Here is a 19,480-nt window from a genome sequence, read left to right on the forward strand (position 1 = left end):
GCGGGCTTTCCTCCGGGCGCTTCCCTTCGGTCTTGCGTTTCCGACTCTATCAGACTCTTTCGTGTCCGATTCCCGGTGGAAGCGGGTCAAGCATTTTCGCTTTCCAGTTCTTCGCTTTCGCGTTTCCCTTTCGGCGTGTCCACTACTTTAGCGGATTCTCCCAGTTACTCATAATCGAGTCAGTGGGTCTGAATTCCGGGCATGCCGAAATCCGCACCCTCTGGGGTGAGTCGTAGGTAGTGGTTGGCCGCCTCGGGTCTGCGCGGCATGCGATCCGATGGACCGAACCAACAGCTATACCCGTGTCAAGCGACTCGGACAACATTAGGTGCCCCACTCGGGCGAGTCAAGTTGACCTCCGGCGCGGCGCGTGCGCCCGGTACGGCTCAGCGACGGGTCGCCGTCGGTCCCCAACCGCCGGGGTGCACTGCGGCCGTCTCCGCCCGTTCCGGTGCGGGGCTGTCGCGTACCTGGTCACGCGGTGGCGGAGCGCCCTTGATCACGAAGCGCTCGGCGCCCTCGTGGGCGATCGCATCGGTGCCGTCCCATGCCCGGCCACGTCCCGTGCGGTCGCGAGAAGGGCCGGGACCTTGGCCAGTTCTCTGTTGTTACGGGCCGAAACTCGACGTTTGCACGTCGGCTCGGCGCCCTCGAAGATCTCGCCGGCCCTCAGGAACGCACCCCTCGCTCCGCCCTCGGGTCAGGCTCCGGTGGTCGGTTTGGCTCGCGGGCTCAGTCGGTACGCCGAGACCGTCGGATCACCGGCGAGGTAGAACCGGTGCAGCCAGTCGTGGGCCTTGCTCACGCCCACCCGGGGACCGGCCTGGATGAGTGCGGCCCGCGCCGGCTCACCCTCGGACAGCATGACCGAGGTACCTGTCAGGAGGTCTGCGCCGTTGTGCTCCGCCGTGATGCCGAGTGCCTGGCAGAAGTTCCCCGGGCCTCGGGCGAGACGTGCGCTTTCGACCCTCTCGCCCCGGCGCCGGCTTGCCAGGTGCTCGCCCTTGATGACCCGGCCTGCCCGGATGAGGACGGCCGAGGCGATGCCGTCCGTCCCTGTGACGATGTTGGCGCACCAGTGGAGACCGTGGGACCGGTAGACGTACAGGTGTCCCGCGGGGCCGAACATGACCGTGTTACGAGGCGTCCGGCCCCGGTAGGCGTGGGAAGCCGGGTCGGCCGCGCCGGAATACGCCTCGGTCTCCGTGATGGCGATGCTCACGGTTCCCTCCGAGGTCGTGCAGGTGAGCACGCTCCCGAGCAGCTCGGGGGCGACTTCTTCGGCGGGCCGGGCGAGGAGGTCGACGTTCATGCTGACTCCTTGACGTGCGTACGTGAAAGCGCCCGGGGCGGCGCGGGGGGCCGGGGTCCGGCCGAAGAAGACCCGCGGCAGCGGCGTATGGTCCGGGCCGTCGATCATGAGATTCGAGGTTACTGGGAACCGACTACGGTCGTCGCGCGTATGTAGGGGTCAGGACCTAGGAGGAGAAAACATGGGCTTCAAGCGGCTGCTCGCGAGCATGGGTGCCGGTGGCGCCTCGGTGGAGACGGAGCTCACCGAGGTCAACGTCGTCCCCGGCGGGGTCGTCCAGGGCGAGGTGCGGATCCAGGGCGGCTCCGTCGACCAGCAGATCGAAGGGCTCTCCGTGGGCCTCCAGGCCCGGGTCGAGGTCGAGGGCCAGGACCAGGAGACCAAGCAGGACATCGAGTTCACCAAGCTGCGCGTCGGCGGCGCCTTCCAGGTGCAGGCGGGGGCGGTGCACGTGGTGCCGTTCGGTCTGGAGATCCCCTGGGAGACGCCGATCACCATGTTCGCGGGCCAGCACCTGCACGGCATGAACATCGGGGTGACGACCGAGCTGGAGATCGCGCGGGCGCTGGACTCCGGCGACCTCGACCCGATCAACGTGCACCCGCTGCCCGCCCAGGAGGCCATCCTCGACGCCTTCGGCCGGCTCGGCTTCAGCTTCCGCAGCGCCGACATGGAGCGCGGCCACATCCGCGGTACGCGCCAGCGGCTGCCGTTCTACCAGGAGATCGAGTTCCACCCGCCCCAGCAGTACCGGGGGCTCAACCAGGTGGAGCTGTCGTTCGTCGCGGACGACCGCGAGATGGACGTCGTCCTGGAGATGGACAAGAAGGCGGGTCTGTTCAGCGAGGGCAGCGACTCGTACCGCGCCTTCAAGGTCGGTCTGCACAACTTCCAGGAGACCGACTGGGCGGCATATCTGAACCAGTGGCTGGCGCAGGTCGGCGGTCAGCGCAACTGGCTCTAGGGTCGGAAGCGTAATCCGACAGAACCGACAGAGAGGTGCTGACGTGACCGAGCCGAAGAGGGCGCCGCTGCCGCACGACTTCCATCCGGAGGTTCCCTCGTTCACCGTGGTGAGCGAGGACATCGCCCCGGGTGCCGTGCTCGCCGACGCGCAGGTCTACGCGGCGGGGAACACCTCGCCGCAGCTGCGGTGGGAAGGCTTCCCGGCGGAGACGAAGAGCTTCGCCGTGACGTGCTTCGACCCCGACGCACCCACGGGCAGCGGGTTCTGGCACTGGGTGCTCTTCGACATCCCCGCGTCGGTCACGGAACTGCCGGCCGGCGCGGGCGGCGGGAAGTTCGAAGGACTGCCCGCCGGCGCCGTGCACGCGCGCAACGACTACGGGACCAAGGACTTCGGCGGGGCCGCTCCGCCGGCCGGGGAGAACCACCGCTACGTGTTCACCGTGTACGCGGTGGACAGCGAGAAGCTGGGCCCCGACAGTGACGCCTCGCCCGCGGCGGTCGGGTTCAACCTGCGGTTCCACACCCTGGGCCGGGCTCAGCTGGTCACCGAGTACGCGGAGCCCGCCGAGAACGCCTGAGTACCAAAACGTGCGCATCCGTTTGCCCTGCCCTGGTCTTGGAGAGATCAGGGCAGGGCATTTTTTAATGCGTTGTCCATCACGGCGTGCCGGGGCCAAGGTTGATCCGGGCCTGCCAGGGGGCGGCCGGCACACGGGAGGTGGGCGGGATGCGGGACACGCTGGTACTCAACGCGAGCTTCGAGCCGCTGTCGACGGTGACGTTGAACCGTGCGGTGGTGCTGATTCTCCAGGACAAGGCCGTCGTCGAGCAGTCCCACCCCGGCCTCCGGATGCGCGGCGCCGATGTGGACATCCCGGTGCCCCGGGTGATCAGGCTCTGCCGGTACGTACGGGTGCCGTTCCGAAGACAGGCGCCGTGGTCCAGAAGGGGCGTCCTGGTCAGGGACCAGCACCGGTGCGCGTACTGCGGGAAGCGGGCGAGCACCGTCGACCACGTGGTGCCGAGGGCCCAGGGCGGGCAGGACACCTGGCTGAACACGGTGGCCTCCTGCGCGGAGGACAACCACCGCAAGGCGGACCGTACGCCGGAGCAGGCGGGGATGCCGCTGCTGCGGAAGCCCTTCGTGCCCTCCCCCGCGGAGGCGATGCTGCTGGCGCTGGGGGCGGGTGAGCGGTCGGCGCTGCCGGAGTGGCTGGCGCGGAGCGCGGCGTAGCCGCCGTACGCCCGACGATGTGAGCGAGGCCCGTCCCCCGGGGGACGGGCCTCGCTCGTTCAGCGGAGCAGCAGCTGGACGATGGCGACCGTGCCGACCGTGACGATGAGGGCGCGCAGCAGGGCGGGGCTGAGGCGGCGGCCGACCTTGGCGCCGATCTGGCCGCCGATGGCGGAGCCGACCGCGATCAGGAGGACGGCGGTCCAGTCGAAGTCGGCGACGAAGAGGAAGAACAGCGCGGCGATGCTGTTGACGACGGCGGCGAGGACGTTCTTGACGGCGTTGAGACGCTGCATGGTGTCGTCCACCAGCATGCCCATCAGGGAGAGGTAGATGATCCCCTGGGCGGCCGTGAAGTACCCGCCGTAGACGCTGGCGAGGGTCAGGCCGATGTAGAGCAGCGGGCCGCCGTCGGGGTGGGCGGGTGCCCCGGTGCGGGCGCGCCGTTCCTGGACGGCCTTGCTGATGCGCGGTTGCAGGATGACGAGGACGAGGGCCAGGGCGACCAGGACCGGGACGATGGTCTCGAAGGCGGTGGAGGGCAGGGCCAGGAGCAGGGTGGCGCCGGTGAGGCCGCCGATGAGGGCACCCACGGTGAGTTTGAGGACGCGGGAGCGCTGGCCTTCGAGTTCCTTGCGGTAGCCGATCGCGCCGCTGATGGAGCCGGGGATCAGGCCGAGCGCGTTGGAGACGGTGGCGGTGACCGGGGGCAGGCCGGTGGCGAGCAGGACGGGGAAGGTGATGAGCGTGCCGGAGCCGACGATCGTGTTGATCGTGCCGGCGCTGATCCCCGCGGCGAAGACGGCGAGCATCTCCCAGATGGACATGGCGTATCCCCCGTGCGTGATCGGTGCTTGCTGCACCGCATCATGCACGGGGGGTGTACACGTCAGTCGACCGGGGGTTCCTCGCGTCGTTCCTTGCCGGTGTTGAAGCCGGGCGCGCCGCCGCCGAGGTTGCCGAAGGCGCCGCTGAGGCCCTTGAGGGCGTCGCCGATCTCGCTGGGCACGATCCAGAGCTTGTTGGCGTCGCCCTCGGCGATCTTCGGCAGCATCTGAAGGTACTGGTACGAGAGCAGCTTCTGGTCCGGGTCGCCGGCGTGGATCGCCTCGAAGACCGTACGGACGGCCTGGGCCTCGCCCTCCGCACGCAGGGCGGCGGCCTTGGCCTCACCCTCGGCGCGCAGGATCGCCGACTGCTTCTCGCCCTCCGCGGTGAGGATCGCGGACTGGCGGGTGCCCTCGGCCTGGAGGATCGCGGCGCGCTTGTCCCGGTCGGCGCGCATCTGCTTCTCCATCGAGTCCTGGATGGAGGTGGGCGGCTCGATCGCCTTGAGCTCGACGCGGTTGACGCGGATGCCCCACTTGCCGGTGGCCTCGTCCAGGACGCCGCGCAGGGCCGCGTTGATCTCCTCGCGGGAGGTCAGGGTCCGTTCCAGGTCCATGCCGCCGATGATGTTGCGGAGGGTGGTGACGGTGAGCTGCTCGATGGCCTGGATATAGCTGGCGACCTCGTACGTCGCGGCCCTGGCGTCGGTCACCTGGTAGTAGATGACGGTGTCGATGTTGACGACCAGGTTGTCCTGGGTGATGACGGGCTGCGGCGGGAAGGGCACGACCTGCTCGCGCAGGTCGATCCGGTTGCGGATCGAGTCGATGAACGGGACGACGATGTTCAGGCCGGCGTTGAGGGTGCGGGTGTAGCGGCCGAAGCGTTCCACGATGGCGGCGCTGGCCTGCGGGATGACCTGGATCGTCTTGATCAGGGCGATGAAGACGAGCACCACCAGAATGATCAGGACGATGATGATCGGTTGCATCGTTTCCTCGTGCCCTTCGGTTGATGATCGTCATCGAGTCTGACAGAACGCGCTGTGGTGCGCGGGCAGTTCGGTCACATGACGACGGCCGTCGCCCCGTCGATGTCCACGACGTCGACCTGTTGGCCGGGCTCGTAGCTGAATCCGGGGTCGAATGCGCGCGCCGACCAGACCTCACCGGCCAGCTTGATGCGACCGCCGCCGCCGGTCACCCGTTCCAGGACGACGGCCTGACGGCCCTTCAGGGCGTCGATGCCGGTGGCGTGCACGGGCGCCCGGTCCGCGCGCTGCCGCCCCGCGATCACGCGTACCACGGCCGTCAGCGCCACCGAGACGATGACGAAGACCAGGACCTGGGCGACGATTCCGCCGCCGAGGGCCGCGACGACCGCGGCGGCGACGGCCCCCACGGCGAACATGCCGAACTCGGGCATCGCGGTCAGGACGAGCGGAATACCCAGTCCCACCGCGCCGATCAGCCACCACACCCACGCGTCGATGTCCACGTGGTCATGGTAGGACCGCATGCACCCCTACGGACAGGGCGCAACCGGGCAACAACGCCTGGGGGGCCTTGCGTTTGGATGAGGCCGGACTCGCGGGGCCCGGTGCCGCGCCTTGGACCGGCCTGATCCGAACGAAAGGCCCCAGGTCGTGTCCGGCCTAGCCGAGCGGCAGTCCGCGGGCGGTGTAGCGGTCGCCCTGGTGCTCGACCACGAGGGGGAGGCCGAAGCAGAGGGAGAGGTTGCGGGAGGTGAGCTCGGTCTCCATGGGGCCGGCGGCGAGCACCTTGCCCTGGCGGATCATCAGGACGTGGGTGAAGCCGGGGGCGATCTCCTCGACGTGGTGGGTCACCATGATCATGGAGGGCGCGTACGGATCGCGGGCCAGCCGGCCGAGGCGCCGGACCAGGTCCTCGCGCCCGCCGAGGTCGAGACCGGCGGCGGGCTCGTCCAGGAGGAGGAGCTCGGGGTCGGTCATCATGGCGCGGGCGATCAGGGTGCGCTTGCGCTCTCCCTCGGAGAGGGTGCCGAACTTGCGGTCGAGGTACTCGGTCATACCGAGCCGGTCGAGGAAGGCGCGGGCGCGGTCCTCGTCCACCTTGTCGTAGTTCTCGTTCCAGGTGGCGGTCATGCCGTAGGCGGCGGTGAGCACCGTCTGGAGGACCGTCTGGCGGCGGGGCAGCTTCTCGGCCAGGGCGACGCCCGCGATGCCGATGCGGGGGCGCAGGTCGAAGACGTCGGTTCCGACTCCGCCGAGGCGCTCGCCGAGGACGCTGACGCTGCCCTTGGTGGGGAAGAGGTAGCTGGACGCGATGTTGAGCAGGGTGGTCTTGCCGGCGCCGTTGGGGCCGAGGATGACCCAGCGCTCCCCCTCCTTGACCGACCAGGAGACGTCGTCCACCAGAGCGCGTCCGTCGCGGACCACGGATACGTCCACCAGCTCCAGTACATCGCTCATGAGCGCGTTGTCTCCCCATGCAGTGTCGAGATCGTCGCGTGCCTGTGGGCACAGCTCCCAGGGAAAACCTACGCCACCGCGCGAGTACCGGCGGCGCTGGGCCCGCCGTCGCGGGCCGGGCCGGGCGCGACGGGACACCCCCTAGGCTGTCCGCATGCTTTCGGAACCACGTTCAGGGCTGCTGGCCGCCTGGGGGAACGCGTTGCTGGCAGGGCTCGTGTCGCCGGACGACGCGGCGCTCGCCATCGTCGGGGAGGACGCGGTGCACCGCGTCGAGGGGCTGCCGGGTGAGGCCGGTCCGGTCGGGCTGACGTTCGCCCTGGGGCGGCTGCGGGCGCTGGGGGTGAGCGGCTTCCGGGTCGCGCTGCCGGTGCCGGGGCATCCGCTGGGGCTGAGCGGTCCGGCCGAGTTCAACGCCCGGGCGCTCGAGGCGGAGGAGGCGGTCGTCGCCTTCGGGGCGCCGTACGGGCTGGTGCCCGAGGTGCGCGAGGCGGGGCCGGCCGGCGATGTGCACGTGGACGTGGTGTGGCACTGCCTGGCCGTACGGGAGGCTCCGCCGGCCGACGTGCCCTCGCTGGGCGAGGCGGAACGGGAGCTGGCCGAGGCGCTGCGGGACGCGACGGCGCTGCTGACCCGGCTGGACGTGGCCGGCTCGGGGCCGGTGGCCGAGGCGGCGGTGGACGCGTACCGGGCGCGGGCGGAGCGGGGCCGCGAGGTGCTGGCCCCGGGCTATCCGGCGAGGGCGGTTCGGGTCCTTGAGCTGGCGCAGCGGGTCGGGCTGCTGGTCTCGGTGGCGTACGGGAACGGGCACGGCGGCGCGGTGAGCGCGTCGGAGATGGCGGCGCGGGGTGAGGCGCTGCGTCCGGTGGAGCGGGTGGCACGGCGGGCGCAGGTGGCGGCGTACAACGCGTATGTGGAGGAGCGGGCGCGGTAGGCGCGCGAACACCCCGGGTCACGCGAGGCCGGACTGGGCACGGTAGGCACGCGAGCACCCCGGGTCACGCGGCAGCCGCGCCCAGGCCCGGGCGGCTCAGTCGGCCGCTCCGTGGCGGACCGCCCAGAGCGCGGCCTGGGTGCGGTCGGCCAGGTCGAGCTTCATGAGGATGTTCGAGACGTGGGTCTTGACCGTCTTCTCGGACAGGACCAGGGCCCGTGCGATCTCGCGGTTGGACCGGCCGTCGGCGATCAGGCCGAGCACTTCACGCTCGCGTTCGGTGAGGGTGCTCCCCCGCCCGGTGCCCGTGCCCGGCTCGTCCTGGGCCAGCAGCGCCCCGGCCACCTCGGGCTGGAGCAGGACGTGTCCGGCGTGCACGGAGCGGATGGCTCCGGCCAGGGCGTCCGGGTCGACGTCCTTGTACACGTAGCCGGAGGCGCCGGCGCGCAGGGCGGGGACGACCGTGCGCTGCTCGGTGAAGCTGGTGACGATCAGGACCTTGGCCGGGTTCTCCAGCTCGCGGAGGCGGCGCAGGGCCTCGATGCCGTCGGTGCCGGGCATCTTGATGTCCATCAGTACGACGTCGGGCCGGAGCTCCTCCGTCCTGGCCACGCCCTCGGCGCCGTCGGCGGCCTCGCCGACGACCTCGATGTCGTCCTGGATCTCCAGGAACGTGCGCAGGCCGCGGCGGACGACCTGGTGGTCGTCGACGAGCAGCACCCTGATGATCCTGTCAGCCACCGGGGATCTCCATCTCGATCGTGGTGCCCTTGCCGGGCTCGGACTCAACGGTGAGGCGGCCGCCGACGCCGCTCGCCCGGTCCCGCATGGAGACCAGGCCCAGGTGGCGCCCGGCCCGGCGGGTGGCGGCGGGTTCGAAGCCCCGGCCGTCGTCGGTGATCCGCAGCACCGTGGCGCCGTCGCGGCGGGAGAGGGTGACGTCGACGTGGCCCGCGTCGGCGTGGCGCAGGGCGTTGTGCAGGGCCTCCTGGGTGACCCGGAGCAGCGCTTCCTCCTGGGCGGCGGGCAGGGCCCGGACGCCGGCGCCGGCGAAGGTGACCCGGGCGGTGTGGGCCCGGTCGAGGACCTGGACCTGGGTGCGGAGGGTGGCGACGAGGCCGTCCTCGTCCAGGGCGGCCGGGCGCAGCTCCACGACGGCGGCGCGCAGTTCGTCCACGGCCTCGGCGGCGAGTGCGGCGACCTGCTGGAGCTCGCCCTTGGCGCGGGCCGGGTCGCGGTCGACCAGGGTGGCGGCGGCCTGGGCGGTGAGCCGGAGCGAGAAGAGCTTCTGGCTGACCGCGTCGTGCAGCTCGTGGGCGAGGCGGGAGCGCTCCTCGGCGATGGTGAGCTCGCGGCTGCGTTCGTAGAGGCGGGCGTTGGTGAGGGCGATGGCCGCGTGCTGGGCGAGGGTCGAGAGCAGTTCCTCGTCCTCGGCGTTGAAGCCGCAGACGCCCTCGGGCTTGGGGCACCTCTTGTTGGCGAGGAACAGGGCGCCGATGGTCTCGTCGCCGTCCCGGATGGGCAGGCCGAGGAAGTCGGACATGTCGGGGTGGGCGCTGGGCCAGCCCTCGAAGCGGGGGTCCTTGCGGACGTCGGCGAGGCGCTCGGTCTTCCCGCCGTGGAGCATCGCGGCGAGGATGCCGTGCTGCCTGGGCAGCGGGCCGATGGCCTTCCACTGTTCGTCGCTGACGCCGTCCACCACGAACTGCGCGAAGCCGCCGTGGTCGTCGGGGACCCCGAGGGCGGCGTACTCGGCGTCCAGGAGTTCGCGGGCCGAGGCGACGATCGTCTTCAGGACGTCCCGTACCTCCAGGTGGCGGCTCATCGCGAGCAGCGCGGCGCTGACGGCGGCGAGGCCGGAGGGGGGTCGGTGGTTCATGCGCCTCACCGTACCGGCGGGTTCCGCGCCCCGTATCGGACCGGAGGCGGCCGGGGACCGGGGCGGAAGGACTAGGACCTGCGGCGGGTGGCCTGCGCGCGGGGTCCGGTGGGGGTCACCGAACCCGGTCCGGAACGTCGCATTCCGAATTGCTCCAGCAACGCAAAGTGAAGCGACTACCCGCCCCATGTGAGGCCGCGCATAGGGCCCACGTCACTTACGAAGCCGCCTAGTGGGCCGAAAAGGGCGATTTGGTGCGCGATGACCTGGGGGCGAAACGGGCAAACCGCCCCCCATTCCACTACCCGGCTTCGTACGTCACACCTTTGCCACGGCATTTTGCCGCCGCTAAGAATTGAGCTCGTCCCCGACGGAGATGCGTCGTCGCTCCCGTCTTCGTCCTCCGTGAGGACCCCCCCGAATTCGAAGAGGTAAGCCTGTATGTCCGCGTCCCGCTTCACCGGCCGTCTCCGTAACCTGAACAAGACCCAGAAGCTCTCCGCCGCCGGCGTCTCCGCCGTCGCCGCCGCTGCACTCTCCTTGTCCCTGGTGCCCGGTCACGCCGAGGCCGAGACCGAACCGCAGGCTGTCTCCGCCGCCTCCCCGGTCATCTTCGACTCCGCGAGCTCCAAGCAGGCCCGGGCGATCCAGGACAGCGTCATCCAGCAGCACTCGACCGCCGAGAAGCTGGTCAAGGCCGCCGACGCCGCCAAGGCCGAGAAGGCCGCCGCGGTGAAGGAGAAGGCCCAGGCCAAGGCGGAGAAGGCCGAGAAGAAGGCCGAGCTGAAGAAGAAGGCGAAGGCCAAGGCGCACACCAAGGCCGAGTCCCACAAGTCCGAGTCGCGCTCCAGCCGCTCCTCCGCGCGTACGCACCTGTACGCCAACAACCTGGACGGCTGGATCCGGGAGTCCCTCGACATCATGCACAAGAAGGGCATCCCGGGCACGTACGAGGGTCTGCACCGCAACATCATCCGCGAGTCCAGCGGCAACCCGAACGCCATCAACGACTGGGACATCAACGCCCAGAACGGCGTGCCGTCGATCGGTCTGCTCCAGATCATCAAGCCGACCTTCGACTACTACCACGTGTCCGGCACCCCGCACACGCAGTACGACCCGGTCGCCAACATCACCGCGTCGGCCAACTACGCCGCCGACAAGTACGGCTCGATCGACAACGTCAACAGCGCGTACTGATCCGCCGCGATCCGTAGCGCCGACGGCAGACGCCGGAGGGCGGCACCCCGCGTGGGTGCCGCCCTCCGGCGCGTGTCCGGGCCGGTTACTTGCGCATGACCTCGGGCTCGTGGCGGCGCAGCAGCCGCGCGACCGCGAAGCCGCACACGACGCCGATGAACAGCAGGACCGAGATGTTGATCCCCCACTGGCTCACCGAGTGCTCCCACAGGGGGTCCAGGTCGGTGGGGTTGTTCTGGTCCCACGGCGGCATGAGGTGGGCCAGGTCCAGCGTCGAGCCGGCGCCGGCGATGGCCCAGCGGGACGGCATCAGCCAGGCGAACTGCTCCAGGCCGGGTGATCCGTACACCTGGAAGAGGATGCCGGTGAAGACGACCTGGACGATCGCGAACATGACCAGCAGCGGCATGGTCTTCTCGGCGGTCTTCACCAGCGAGGAGATGACCAGGCCGAACATCATCGAGGTGAAGCCGAGCGCGATGACCGTGAGGCACAGCTCGACGGCCGGCGGCATGATCAGGCCCTCTTCGGGCAGATCGCGGGTGGCGAATCCGATGCCGCAGATGATGACGCCCTGGAGGGCCGTGATCAGGCCGAGGACGATCACCTTGGACATCAGGTACGCGGAGCGGGACAGGCCGGTGGCCCGTTCCCGTTCGTAGATGACGCGTTCCTTGATCAGTTCGCGTACGGAGTTGGCCGCACCGGAGAAGCACATCCCGATCGTGAGGATCAGCATGATCGTTCCGGCGTCGCCGTTGAACTTGTGCGGCGGCTTCGGCGGGGCGAGGCCGTAGTCCGACGGGATGACCACGCTCACGATGCCGAGCACCGCGGGCAGGATCACCATCAGACCCATGAAGCCCTTGTCGGAGCCGATCACGGACAGGTAGCGGCGCATCAGCGTCCACAGCTGCGTGCCCCAGCCCTGCGGCTTCGGCGGGCGCATCTGCTGCGGCGGCGGCATGTGTACGGACTGCACGGCGGCGGCGTCGATGTCGGCGGCGTACATCTGGTAGTGCTGCGAGCCGCGCCAGCGGCCCGCCCAGTCGTAGTCCCGGTAGTTCTCGAACGCGGAGAAGACGTCGGCCCAGGTGGTGTAGCCGAAGAAGTTCAGCGCCTCGTCCGGCGGGCCGAAGTAGGCCACGGCGCCGCCCGGCGCCATCACCAGGAGTTTGTCGCAGATGGCCAGCTCGGCCACCGAGTGCGTGACGACCAGGACCGTACGGCCGTCGTCGGCCAGTCCTCGCAGCAGCTGCATCACATCGCGGTCCATGCCCGGGTCGAGGCCGGAGGTCGGCTCGTCCAGGAAGATCAGCGACGGCTTGGTGAGCAGTTCGAGCGCCACGGAGACACGCTTGCGCTGGCCGCCGGAGAGCGAGGTGACCTTCTTGTCCTTGTGGACGTCGAGCTTCAGCTCGGTCAGGACCTCGTGTATCCGGGCCTGGCGTTCGGCCTCGGTGGTGTCCGCGGGGAAGCGGAGCTTGGCCGCGTACTTCAGGGCGCGGGTGACGGTCAGTTCCTTGTGCAGGATGTCGTCCTGCGGGACCAGGCCGATGCGCTGGCGCAGTTCGGCGAACTGCTTGTAGAGGTTCCGGTTGTCGTAGAGGACATCGCCCTGGTTGGCGGGCCGGTAGCCGGTGAGCGCCTTGAGCAGGGTGGACTTTCCGGAGCCGGAGGGGCCGATGACGCCGATGAGCGACTTCTCGGGAACGCCGAACGAGACGTCCTTGAGGATCTGCTTGCCGCCGTCGACCGTGACCGTGAGGTGGCGGGCCGCGAAGGAGACCTCACCGGTGTCGACGAACTCTTCCAGCCGGTCGCCGACGAGCCGGAACGTCGAGTGGCCGACGCCGACGGTGTCGTTCGGGCCGATGAGCGCCGAGCCGGACTTGGAGAGCGGCTGGCCGTTGACGTACGTGCCGTTGTGCGAGCCGAGGTCGCGGATCTCGAAGCGGCCGTCGGGCGTCGCGTGGAACTCGGCGTGGTGCCGGGAGACCTGGAGGTCGGAGACGACGAGGTCGTTCTCCAGGGCACGGCCGATCCGCATCACCCGGCCGAGCGCCAGCTGGTGGAACGTGGTCGGGCTGCGGTCCCCGTAGACCGGCGCGGATCCCGCCGGGCCGTTGCCGGGGCCGGGCGGTGCCGGGGCCCCGCCCTGCTGCGGCACGTGCGGCTGCTGCGGCGCGGGCTGCTGCCAGCCCTGCTGCTGCGGCGTGACGGGCTGCTGGGGTGCCTGCTGCTGCCAGCCCTGTCCGCCCTGCTGGGGCTGCTGCGGCTGGTGCGGCGGGGTCTGCTGCGGCTGCGCGGGGCCGGCGGCCCGGCCGCTGTAGACGTCCGCGGCGCTCAGGCTCAGGCGGGGTCCGTCGGTGGCGTTGCCCAGGTTCACGGTGGAGCCGGCCGCGATCTCCATCTGGTGGATCCGCTGGCCGTGCACGTACGTGCCGTTGGTGCTGCCGTGGTCCTCGATGAACCAACTGCGCCCGTTCCAGCTGATCGTGGCGTGCCGCCACGACACTCTGGCGTCGTCGATCGCCATGTCCCCCTGGGGGTCACGCCCCAGGGTGTATGCCCTGGACGGATCGAGCGTCCAGGTCCTGCCATTCAAATCCAGTACGAGTTCCGGCACTCCGCGCCCCACTAGTTGTCCCCCGTGTTACCCCCGTCGCAGGGAGTCTAGGGATGCTGAACATCGTGGGGAACTATTCCAGGAGCAGTCCCGGATACGAAAGCCGGGCGGCCGAGGGTGACCTCACCGAGACCTGCGCGGCCAGGCGAAAGGGGACGGACCGGGTGCGGGTGCCCGGGTGTCCGGCACTCGGGACGGGCTGCCTGCGCGCGCTCGGGGACCGATACGGTGGAAGCACCATGAGCGTATCCCGGCCTCCTGAGCCCGCCCTGTCTCCCGAGCCCGCCGCGTCCCGGCAGGGCCCGGACGTACCGACCCTTCTCGTGAAGATCTTCGGGAAGGACCGCCCCGGGATCACCGCGGGTCTCTTCGACACCCTCGCCGCCTACTCGGTCGACGTGATCGACATCGAGCAGGTCGTGACCCGGGGCCGCATCGTGCTGTGCGCGCTGGTCACCGCCCCCACCGCGGACGGGACCACCGAGGGCGAGCTGCGGGCCACCGTGCACAGCTGGGCGGAGTCGCTGAAGCTCCAGGCCGAGATCATCTCCGGCACCGGCGACAACCGGCCGCGCGGCGTCGGCCGTTCCCATGTCACGGTGCTGGGGCACCCGCTGACCGCGGAGTCCACGGCGGCCATAGCGGCCCGGATCACCTCGACCGGCGGGAACATCGACCGCATCTTCCGGCTGGCGAAGTACCCCGTCACGGCCGTCGAGTTCGCGGTGTCCGGTACGGGGACCGAGGAGCTGCGCACCGCGCTGGCGCCGGAGGCCGCGGGCATCGGCGTGGACGTGGCGGTCGTCTCCGCGGGGCTGAGCCGCCGGGCGCAGCGGCTCGTCGTGATGGACGTCGACTCGACGCTGATCCAGGACGAGGTCATCGAGCTGTTCGCGGCGCACGCGGGCTGCGAGGCCGAGGTCGCCGAGGTGACCGAGCGGGCGATGCGCGGCGAGCTGGACTTCGAGCAGTCGCTGCACGCCCGGGTGGCGCTGCTCGCGGGGCTGGACGCGTCCGTGGTGGACAAGGTCCGCTCCGAGGTGCGGCTGACGCCGGGGGCCCGGACGCTGATCCGCACGCTGAAGCGGCTCGGCTGCCAAGTGGGCGTGGTCTCCGGCGGTTTCACGCAGGTGACCGATGATCTCAAGGAGCGCCTGGGGCTCGACTTCGCCTCCGCCAACACGCTGGAGGTCGTGGACGGGAAGCTCACGGGCCGGGTGACCGGGGACATCGTGGACCGGGCGGGCAAGGCCCGGCTGCTGCGGAGCTTCGCCGCCGAGGCGGGGGTGCCGCTGGCGCAGACGGTGGCGATCGGTGACGGGGCCAATGACCTGGACATGCTGAACACGGCGGGGCTCGGGGTCGCGTTCAACGCGAAGCCGGTGGTCCGCGAGGCCGCGCACACGGCGGTGAACGTGCCGTTCCTGGACACCGTGCTCTATCTGCTCGGCGTCACCCGCGAGGAGGTCGAGGCGGCCGACGGCCTCGTGGAGTAGGTCATGCCGCCCACGGGAAGGGCCCCGGCCCGCACCTCACGGTGTGTGCCGGGGCCCTTCCCGTACGGGCGGGTCAGTCGTTGGGGGTCCAGTACTCGGCGAGCCGGCCGACGCCGTGCTCGACGGTCTTCCAGGGGCCGGTGAACTCGACCACGGCGAAGGCGGCGGTCGGGAAGCCGCCGCGCCCCATCCTGGCGAGCGCGTCGCCCTCGCCGCTGCCGGAGAGGGCGTCGGCGAGCGCGTGCATGCCGGGGTTGTGGCCGATGACCAGCAGGTCGGCGACGTCGTCCGGGGTCTCGTTGACCAGGGCGATCAGCTCGCCGAGCGATGCCTCGTAGAGCCGCTCCTCGTACACGGTCTTCGGGCGCTCGGGCATCTCGTGCACGGCCAGTTTCCACGTCTCACGTGTTCTGACGGCGGTCGAGCAGAGGGCCAGGTCGAAGACGATCCCGGAATCGGTCAGCTTGCGGCCGGCCATGGGGGCCTCCATGCGGCCGCGCTCGGCCAGCGGCCGCTCCTGGTCGGACTCCTGCGACCATTCCGCCTTGGCATGCCTGAGAAGGACGATCCTGCGAGATGTATCGGCGCTCATACACTTCAGCTTCGCATGAAACGCGCCAGCTGGCGCAGGGTGTTGGAGGCTTCGTGCCCCCGGGCGCGGAGGTCAGCGGGTCAGCAGCTCCACGAGGTGCCGCAGCACCTGGCCGGCCGCCGATCCGCCGGTGGCGGCCTGCGCCTGGCCCGGTCCGGCGACCAGCAGCAGGAGCACGGCGAAGGCGGCTGCGGGCAGCGCGACGGCCCACCACGGCAGCCGCACGTCGACGCCGCTCGGCTCCGGACGGGTGGTGTGCGTGCGGGCCGGCATGTCCGCCTCCGTGGGTGGTCGGTTCTGATACTCAGAACCTACGGAGAAGGGGGCGCCGCTCCCATCCGGTGACCCACCCACTTCACCCTGACCCTGGCCCCCTAGGGGATGGGGGTGCTAGCACCACCCCGGCCGGGGCCGGGGCGTCACGGGGATGCGATGGCGGCGATGACGCCGACGACGACGGTGATCAGCAGCATGGCCCCGAAGACGAGGAGCAGCTTCTTCTGACCGTTCTGGGGGTTCGGATCGAGCACAGGTGACATGGCCCCAGTCTCGCATCTCAGGATTCGTCCTCGATCGTCCGGTCCCGGCCTGCCAGGACGCCCATGGCCATCTGCGGCACCATCAGGGCGGCCATCAGCGCGATCGGCACCCCCCAGCCGCCGCTGTGCTGGTAGAGCACGCCGACCAGGAGCGGCCCGGGGATCGAGATCAGGTAGCCGGTGGACTGGGCGAACGCGGACAGCCGGACCACTCCGGCGCCGCTGCGGGCCCGCATGCCGATCATCGTGAGGGCGAGCGGGAACGCGCAGTTCGAGATGCCGAGCAGCAGCGCCCAGGCCCAGGCACCGCCGGAGGGGGCCAGGTAGAGGCCCGCGTAGCCGGTGAGGCCGCAGGCGCCGAGGAAGACGACGATCGGGCCCTGGGTGCGCATCCGGGCGGCCACGCGCGGGATGACGAAGGCGAGCGGGACGCCCATGGCCATGGTGACCGCGAGCAGGACGCCGGCGGTGCCGGCGGAGACGCCCGCGTCGCGGAAGATCTGCGGCATCCAGCCCATGGTGATGTACGCGGCGGTGGCCTGGAGCCCGAAGAAGCAGGCGAGGGCCCAGGCGGTCCGGCTGCGGGTGATCCGCATCTCCTGGGCCTGCGGCCGCGCGGCGGCGGAGGCCGGTTCGTGGGCGGTGGCCCGGTCCCGTACGAGCGGGAGCCAGGGCAGGATCGCGGCGGCGGCCAGGACGGCCCAGATGCCGAGCCCGCCCTTCCAGCTGCCGCCCATGGCGTCGGTGAGGGGCACGGTCACGGCGGCGGCGAGCGAGGTGCCGAGGGCCAGGGCCATGGAGTAGAGCCCGGTCATGGAGCCGACGCGGTCGGGGAACCAGCGCTTGACGATCACCGGCATCAGGACGTTGCTGACGGCGATGCCCATGAGGGCCAGGGCGCTGGCGGCCAGGAAGCCTGCCGTGCCGCCGGCCAGGGGCCGGATCACCAGGCCCGCGGTGATGGCGACCATCCCGGCGCAGACCACCGCACCGGGGCCGAAGCGGCGGGCGAGGCGCGGTGCCATGACGCCGAAGACCGCGAAGCAGAGCGGGGGCACCGAGGTGAGCACGCCGGCGACGCTGCCGCTCATGTGCAGCCCGTCCCGGACCTCTTCGAGGAGGGCGCCGAGGCTGGTGATGGCGGGGCGGAGGTTGAGCGCGGTGAGGACGAGCCCGATGGCGACCAGGCGCAGCGTCCACGGCGCGGGGCCGGACCGCGGGGCGGCGGCGTCGGCGCGGGGGGCTGCCGGGGCGCCGGGGCTCAGGGTCCCGGTCGCGTTCTGGGGAGTCGTCTCTTCGTCACGCATGAGGCCATCATAGAATCATGGGATGATTGGTTGTCCATTCCGTCCGCCCGCCGGACCCTGAGAGGATCGGGCCCATGAGCCGTTGCGACCGAGGAGCACCATGGCGCTGACGTCCCCGAGGCGTTCGGCACTCGCCGACCAGGTGATTGCCCAGCTGAGGAACCAGATCACCACGGGCGAGTGGCCGGTGGGCTCCCGCATCCCGACCGAACCCGAGCTGGTCGAGCAGCTGGGGGTGGCCCGCAACACGGTCCGGGAGGCGGTCCGGGCGCTCGCGCACAACGGGCTGCTGGACATCCGGCAGGGCTCGGGCACCTATGTGGTCGCCACCAGCGAGCTGGCCGGGGTGATGCACCGCCGGTTCGCCGCGGCGGACCCGCGCCACGTTGCGGAGCTCCGGTCGACCCTGGAGTCCTCGGCGGCGCGCCTTGCCGCGGTCCGGCGTACCGACCGGGACCTGAAGCAGCTGGACGCGCTGATGCGGCGGCGCGAGGAGACCTGGGCGGCCGGGGACGCCGAGGCGTTCGTGGCCGCCGACGCGACGCTGCACCTGGCGGTGGTGGCCGCCTCCCACAACGACGTGCTGACGGGGCTGTACGCGGACCTGGGCGACCTGCTGCGGGACTACCTGCGCGGCGATGTCGGCCAGGAGCTGCGGCCGGAGAACCACATGGACCACAGCCGCCTGGTCGAGGCGATCCGCGCGGGCGACGCGGAGACGGCGGCGACGGAGGCCGCGAGCCATGCGCTGACCTGCCTGGCGGACCGGGTGTGAGAGCCCTACGCCCGGGGCGCCGCGCTGTGGGTGACCCAGGCCGAGGCGACTTCCTTCCAGCAGCGGTCGGCCAGGCGCACCGTGCGGCCCGGTGCGACGGTGACCGGTCTGGAGTCCGCGTCCACGTCCCACCAGTGGGCGCATTCGGTGTGCAGCTGGACGCGGTCGGCCGAGGGGTAGGGGTTGTGGCAGTAGGCGACGACCCGGGAGCCCTCGACGGACGTACGGCACTCGGAGCCGGCGGGTTCGGGGCTGGGCGCGGGCGGTGCGGCCGCGCCGGCGGCTCCGACGTGCCCGGCGGCGTACAGCCCGGCCGGGACGAGCAGCGCGGCGACGACCGCGGCGGAGGCCAGCAGGGACCGGGTTCGGCGAGGTGTGCGACGCACAGCGATCTCCTCCCCACGCCTGACCGGAAGTCCGGTTCCTCCACATTCTGCGGTGGATCGTCCGGCTTTTCGACCTGAGCGCCGCGAGGGCGTACGCCGGGGCGGCGGAAACGACCGCGCACCGCCTCCGGAGGACGCCGGGGACGGTGCGCGGTCGGAACGTACGGGACCGAGGGGTCAGGCGCCCATCATGTGCACGCCGCTGTCGACGTGGATGATCTCGCCGGTGGTCCTCGGGAAGAAGTCCGAGAGCAGCGCGACGATGCCGCGGCCGGCCGGCTCCGGGTCCTTCATGTCCCAGGCGAGCGGCGCGCGGGTGTTCCACACGTCGGCGAGCCCGTCGAAGCCCGGGATGGACTTGGCGGCCATGGAGCCGAGCGGCCCGGCCGAGATCAGGTTGCAGCGGATGCCGTCCGGGCCCAGGTCGCGGGCCAGGTAGCGGGAGGTGGCCTCCAGGGCGGCCTTGGCCGGGCCCATCCAGTCGTACTGCGGCCAGGCGAACTGCGCGTCGAAGGTGAGGCCGACGATCGAGCCGCCCTCGCTCATCAGCGGCTTGCACGCCATGGCGAGCGACTTCAGCGAGAACGCCGAGACGTGCATCGCCGTGGAGACCGACTCGAACGGGGTGTTGAGGAAGTTGCCGCCGAGCGCGTCCTGCGGCGCGAAGCCGATGGAGTGCACCACGCCGTCCAGCGAGCCCAGCTCGTCGCGGACCAGGCCGGCGAGGCGGTCCAGGTGCTCCTGGTTGGTCACGTCCAGCTCGATGACCTTGGCGGGCTTGGGAAGCTTCTTGGCGATGCGCTCGGTCAGGGTGGGCCGCGGGAACGCGGTCAGGATGACCTCCGCGCCCTGCTCCTGCGCCACCTTGGCGGCGTGGAACGCGATGGACGACTCCATCAGCACACCCGTGATGAGGATGCGCTTGCCGTCGAGAATTCCGCTCATGGT

At 70.8% G+C, this 19,480-nt stretch carries 21 protein-coding genes; 7 read left to right on the top strand and 14 right to left on the bottom strand.

The features are described 5' to 3' along the window. Positions 1-700: 700 nt before the first annotated feature. Positions 701-1,312 (bottom strand): DNA-3-methyladenine glycosylase, encoded by a 612-nt coding sequence (locus ACLQ2N_RS18235; RefSeq protein ID WP_425814233.1) that lies wholly within the window; start codon positions 1,310-1,312, stop codon positions 701-703. Between the two features lie 181 nt (positions 1,313-1,493). Here ACLQ2N_RS18235 and ACLQ2N_RS18240 point away from each other — a divergent pair, with 181 nt between their 5' ends. The 3 genes from ACLQ2N_RS18240 to ACLQ2N_RS18250 all read left to right on the top strand — a co-directional run bounded on the left by ACLQ2N_RS18240 (position 1,494) and on the right by ACLQ2N_RS18250 (position 3,515). After that, positions 1,494-2,276, top strand: a complete 783-nt coding sequence (locus ACLQ2N_RS18240; RefSeq protein WP_425814235.1) for a sporulation protein — start codon at positions 1,494-1,496, stop codon at positions 2,274-2,276. A 43-nt stretch (positions 2,277-2,319) separates the two neighbouring features. Beyond that, the gene (locus ACLQ2N_RS18245; RefSeq protein ID WP_425814237.1) at positions 2,320-2,859 is read left to right on the top strand and encodes a YbhB/YbcL family Raf kinase inhibitor-like protein; all 540 of its coding nucleotides are present in this window, start codon (positions 2,320-2,322) and stop codon (positions 2,857-2,859) included. 149 nt (positions 2,860-3,008) lie between these two features. Beyond that, positions 3,009-3,515 (top strand): HNH endonuclease, encoded by a 507-nt coding sequence (locus ACLQ2N_RS18250; protein WP_425814239.1) that lies wholly within the window; start codon positions 3,009-3,011, stop codon positions 3,513-3,515. 59 nt (positions 3,516-3,574) lie between these two features. Here ACLQ2N_RS18250 and ACLQ2N_RS18255 read toward each other — a convergent pair whose 3' ends face one another. From ACLQ2N_RS18255 to ACLQ2N_RS18270, 4 genes are all read right to left on the bottom strand, one after another. Next, on the bottom strand, positions 3,575-4,342 hold the full coding sequence (locus ACLQ2N_RS18255; protein WP_425814241.1) for a sulfite exporter TauE/SafE family protein: 768 nt from the start codon (positions 4,340-4,342) through the stop codon (positions 3,575-3,577). 62 nt (positions 4,343-4,404) lie between these two features. Continuing rightward, entirely contained in the window at positions 4,405-5,334 is a 930-nt protein-coding gene (locus tag ACLQ2N_RS18260; protein WP_425814243.1) for an SPFH domain-containing protein, read from the bottom strand. 74 nt (positions 5,335-5,408) lie between these two features. After that, positions 5,409-5,840: an NfeD family protein gene (locus tag ACLQ2N_RS18265; protein ID WP_425814245.1), complete on the bottom strand. Its 432-nt coding sequence runs from the start codon at positions 5,838-5,840 to the stop codon at positions 5,409-5,411. Positions 5,841-5,997: 157 nt separating this feature from the next. After that, complete coding sequence (locus ACLQ2N_RS18270; protein ID WP_383298101.1) at positions 5,998-6,795, bottom strand: ABC transporter ATP-binding protein; 798 nt, start codon at positions 6,793-6,795, stop codon at positions 5,998-6,000. 154 nt (positions 6,796-6,949) lie between these two features. Between ACLQ2N_RS18270 and ACLQ2N_RS18275 the strand changes: the two genes are divergently transcribed. After that, positions 6,950-7,729: a hypothetical protein gene (locus ACLQ2N_RS18275; protein WP_425814247.1), complete on the top strand. Its 780-nt coding sequence runs from the start codon at positions 6,950-6,952 to the stop codon at positions 7,727-7,729. A 96-nt stretch (positions 7,730-7,825) separates the two neighbouring features. Here the strand turns inward: ACLQ2N_RS18275 and ACLQ2N_RS18280 are convergent, their stop codons facing one another. Beyond that, complete coding sequence (locus ACLQ2N_RS18280; RefSeq protein ID WP_425814249.1) at positions 7,826-8,470, bottom strand: response regulator; 645 nt, start codon at positions 8,468-8,470, stop codon at positions 7,826-7,828. After that, complete coding sequence (locus ACLQ2N_RS18285; RefSeq protein ID WP_425814251.1) at positions 8,463-9,608, bottom strand: GAF domain-containing sensor histidine kinase; 1,146 nt, start codon at positions 9,606-9,608, stop codon at positions 8,463-8,465. Before ACLQ2N_RS18285 ends, ACLQ2N_RS18280 begins: the two co-directional genes overlap by 8 nt. A gap of 441 nt (positions 9,609-10,049) precedes the next feature. On the opposite strand from ACLQ2N_RS18285, the gene ACLQ2N_RS18290 reads away from it, so the two are divergent. After that, positions 10,050-10,808 carry a transglycosylase SLT domain-containing protein gene (locus ACLQ2N_RS18290; RefSeq protein ID WP_425814253.1) on the top strand — a complete coding sequence of 253 codons (759 nt, stop codon included), beginning with the start codon at positions 10,050-10,052 and terminating at the stop codon, positions 10,806-10,808. Positions 10,809-10,893: 85 nt separating this feature from the next. Here the strand turns inward: ACLQ2N_RS18290 and ACLQ2N_RS18295 are convergent, their stop codons facing one another. Continuing rightward, on the bottom strand, positions 10,894-13,449 hold the full coding sequence (locus tag ACLQ2N_RS18295; protein WP_425814255.1) for an FHA domain-containing protein: 2,556 nt from the start codon (positions 13,447-13,449) through the stop codon (positions 10,894-10,896). Between the two features lie 227 nt (positions 13,450-13,676). On the opposite strand from ACLQ2N_RS18295, the gene serB reads away from it, so the two are divergent. Continuing rightward, complete coding sequence (gene serB / locus ACLQ2N_RS18300; RefSeq protein ID WP_425814257.1) at positions 13,677-14,933, top strand: phosphoserine phosphatase SerB; 1,257 nt, start codon at positions 13,677-13,679, stop codon at positions 14,931-14,933. A 73-nt stretch (positions 14,934-15,006) separates the two neighbouring features. Here serB and ACLQ2N_RS18305 read toward each other — a convergent pair whose 3' ends face one another. The 4 genes from ACLQ2N_RS18305 to ACLQ2N_RS18320 all read right to left on the bottom strand — a co-directional run bounded on the left by ACLQ2N_RS18305 (position 15,007) and on the right by ACLQ2N_RS18320 (position 17,371). Further along, positions 15,007-15,525 (bottom strand): SixA phosphatase family protein, encoded by a 519-nt coding sequence (locus ACLQ2N_RS18305; protein ID WP_425814259.1) that lies wholly within the window; start codon positions 15,523-15,525, stop codon positions 15,007-15,009. A 72-nt stretch (positions 15,526-15,597) separates the two neighbouring features. Continuing rightward, entirely contained in the window at positions 15,598-15,798 is a 201-nt protein-coding gene (locus ACLQ2N_RS18310; protein WP_425814261.1) for a hypothetical protein, read from the bottom strand. Between the two features lie 146 nt (positions 15,799-15,944). Further along, positions 15,945-16,055: an SGM_5486 family transporter-associated protein gene (locus ACLQ2N_RS18315; protein ID WP_260697003.1), complete on the bottom strand. Its 111-nt coding sequence runs from the start codon at positions 16,053-16,055 to the stop codon at positions 15,945-15,947. 26 nt (positions 16,056-16,081) lie between these two features. After that, on the bottom strand, positions 16,082-17,371 hold the full coding sequence (locus ACLQ2N_RS18320; RefSeq protein WP_425814263.1) for a CynX/NimT family MFS transporter: 1,290 nt from the start codon (positions 17,369-17,371) through the stop codon (positions 16,082-16,084). A 100-nt stretch (positions 17,372-17,471) separates the two neighbouring features. Here ACLQ2N_RS18320 and ACLQ2N_RS18325 point away from each other — a divergent pair, with 100 nt between their 5' ends. Then, positions 17,472-18,146, top strand: a complete 675-nt coding sequence (locus tag ACLQ2N_RS18325) for a FadR/GntR family transcriptional regulator (RefSeq protein ID WP_425814265.1) — start codon at positions 17,472-17,474, stop codon at positions 18,144-18,146. A 5-nt stretch (positions 18,147-18,151) separates the two neighbouring features. Here ACLQ2N_RS18325 and ACLQ2N_RS18330 read toward each other — a convergent pair whose 3' ends face one another. Beyond that, positions 18,152-18,532 (bottom strand): hypothetical protein, encoded by a 381-nt coding sequence (locus ACLQ2N_RS18330; protein ID WP_425814267.1) that lies wholly within the window; start codon positions 18,530-18,532, stop codon positions 18,152-18,154. A 177-nt stretch (positions 18,533-18,709) separates the two neighbouring features. After that, positions 18,710-19,477 (bottom strand): enoyl-ACP reductase FabI, encoded by a 768-nt coding sequence (gene fabI, locus ACLQ2N_RS18335; RefSeq protein ID WP_073864775.1) that lies wholly within the window; start codon positions 19,475-19,477, stop codon positions 18,710-18,712. Positions 19,478-19,480: the final 3 nt, after the last annotated feature.

Source organism: Streptomyces sp. DT224 (genome assembly GCF_049844595.1).
GTDB lineage: Bacteria > Actinomycetota > Actinomycetes > Streptomycetales > Streptomycetaceae > Streptomyces.

Coding starts and splice junctions, on each gene's coding strand:
- serB (WP_425814257.1), top strand. CDS start 13,677: ATGAGCGTATCCCGGCCTCCTGAGCCCGCCCTGTCTCCCGAGCCCGCC.
- ACLQ2N_RS18310 (WP_425814261.1), bottom strand. CDS start 15,798: ATGCCGGCCCGCACGCACACCACCCGTCCGGAGCCGAGCGGCGTCGAC.
- ACLQ2N_RS18290 (WP_425814253.1), top strand. CDS start 10,050: ATGTCCGCGTCCCGCTTCACCGGCCGTCTCCGTAACCTGAACAAGACC.
- fabI (WP_073864775.1), bottom strand. CDS start 19,477: ATGAGCGGAATTCTCGACGGCAAGCGCATCCTCATCACGGGTGTGCTG.
- ACLQ2N_RS18325 (WP_425814265.1), top strand. CDS start 17,472: ATGGCGCTGACGTCCCCGAGGCGTTCGGCACTCGCCGACCAGGTGATT.
- ACLQ2N_RS18255 (WP_425814241.1), bottom strand. CDS start 4,342: ATGTCCATCTGGGAGATGCTCGCCGTCTTCGCCGCGGGGATCAGCGCC.
- ACLQ2N_RS18275 (WP_425814247.1), top strand. CDS start 6,950: ATGCTTTCGGAACCACGTTCAGGGCTGCTGGCCGCCTGGGGGAACGCG.
- ACLQ2N_RS18235 (WP_425814233.1), bottom strand. CDS start 1,312: ATGAACGTCGACCTCCTCGCCCGGCCCGCCGAAGAAGTCGCCCCCGAG.
- ACLQ2N_RS18270 (WP_383298101.1), bottom strand. CDS start 6,795: ATGAGCGATGTACTGGAGCTGGTGGACGTATCCGTGGTCCGCGACGGA.
- ACLQ2N_RS18240 (WP_425814235.1), top strand. CDS start 1,494: ATGGGCTTCAAGCGGCTGCTCGCGAGCATGGGTGCCGGTGGCGCCTCG.
- ACLQ2N_RS18320 (WP_425814263.1), bottom strand. CDS start 17,371: ATGCGTGACGAAGAGACGACTCCCCAGAACGCGACCGGGACCCTGAGC.
- ACLQ2N_RS18250 (WP_425814239.1), top strand. CDS start 3,009: ATGCGGGACACGCTGGTACTCAACGCGAGCTTCGAGCCGCTGTCGACG.
- ACLQ2N_RS18305 (WP_425814259.1), bottom strand. CDS start 15,525: ATGAGCGCCGATACATCTCGCAGGATCGTCCTTCTCAGGCATGCCAAG.
- ACLQ2N_RS18260 (WP_425814243.1), bottom strand. CDS start 5,334: ATGCAACCGATCATCATCGTCCTGATCATTCTGGTGGTGCTCGTCTTC.
- ACLQ2N_RS18285 (WP_425814251.1), bottom strand. CDS start 9,608: ATGAACCACCGACCCCCCTCCGGCCTCGCCGCCGTCAGCGCCGCGCTG.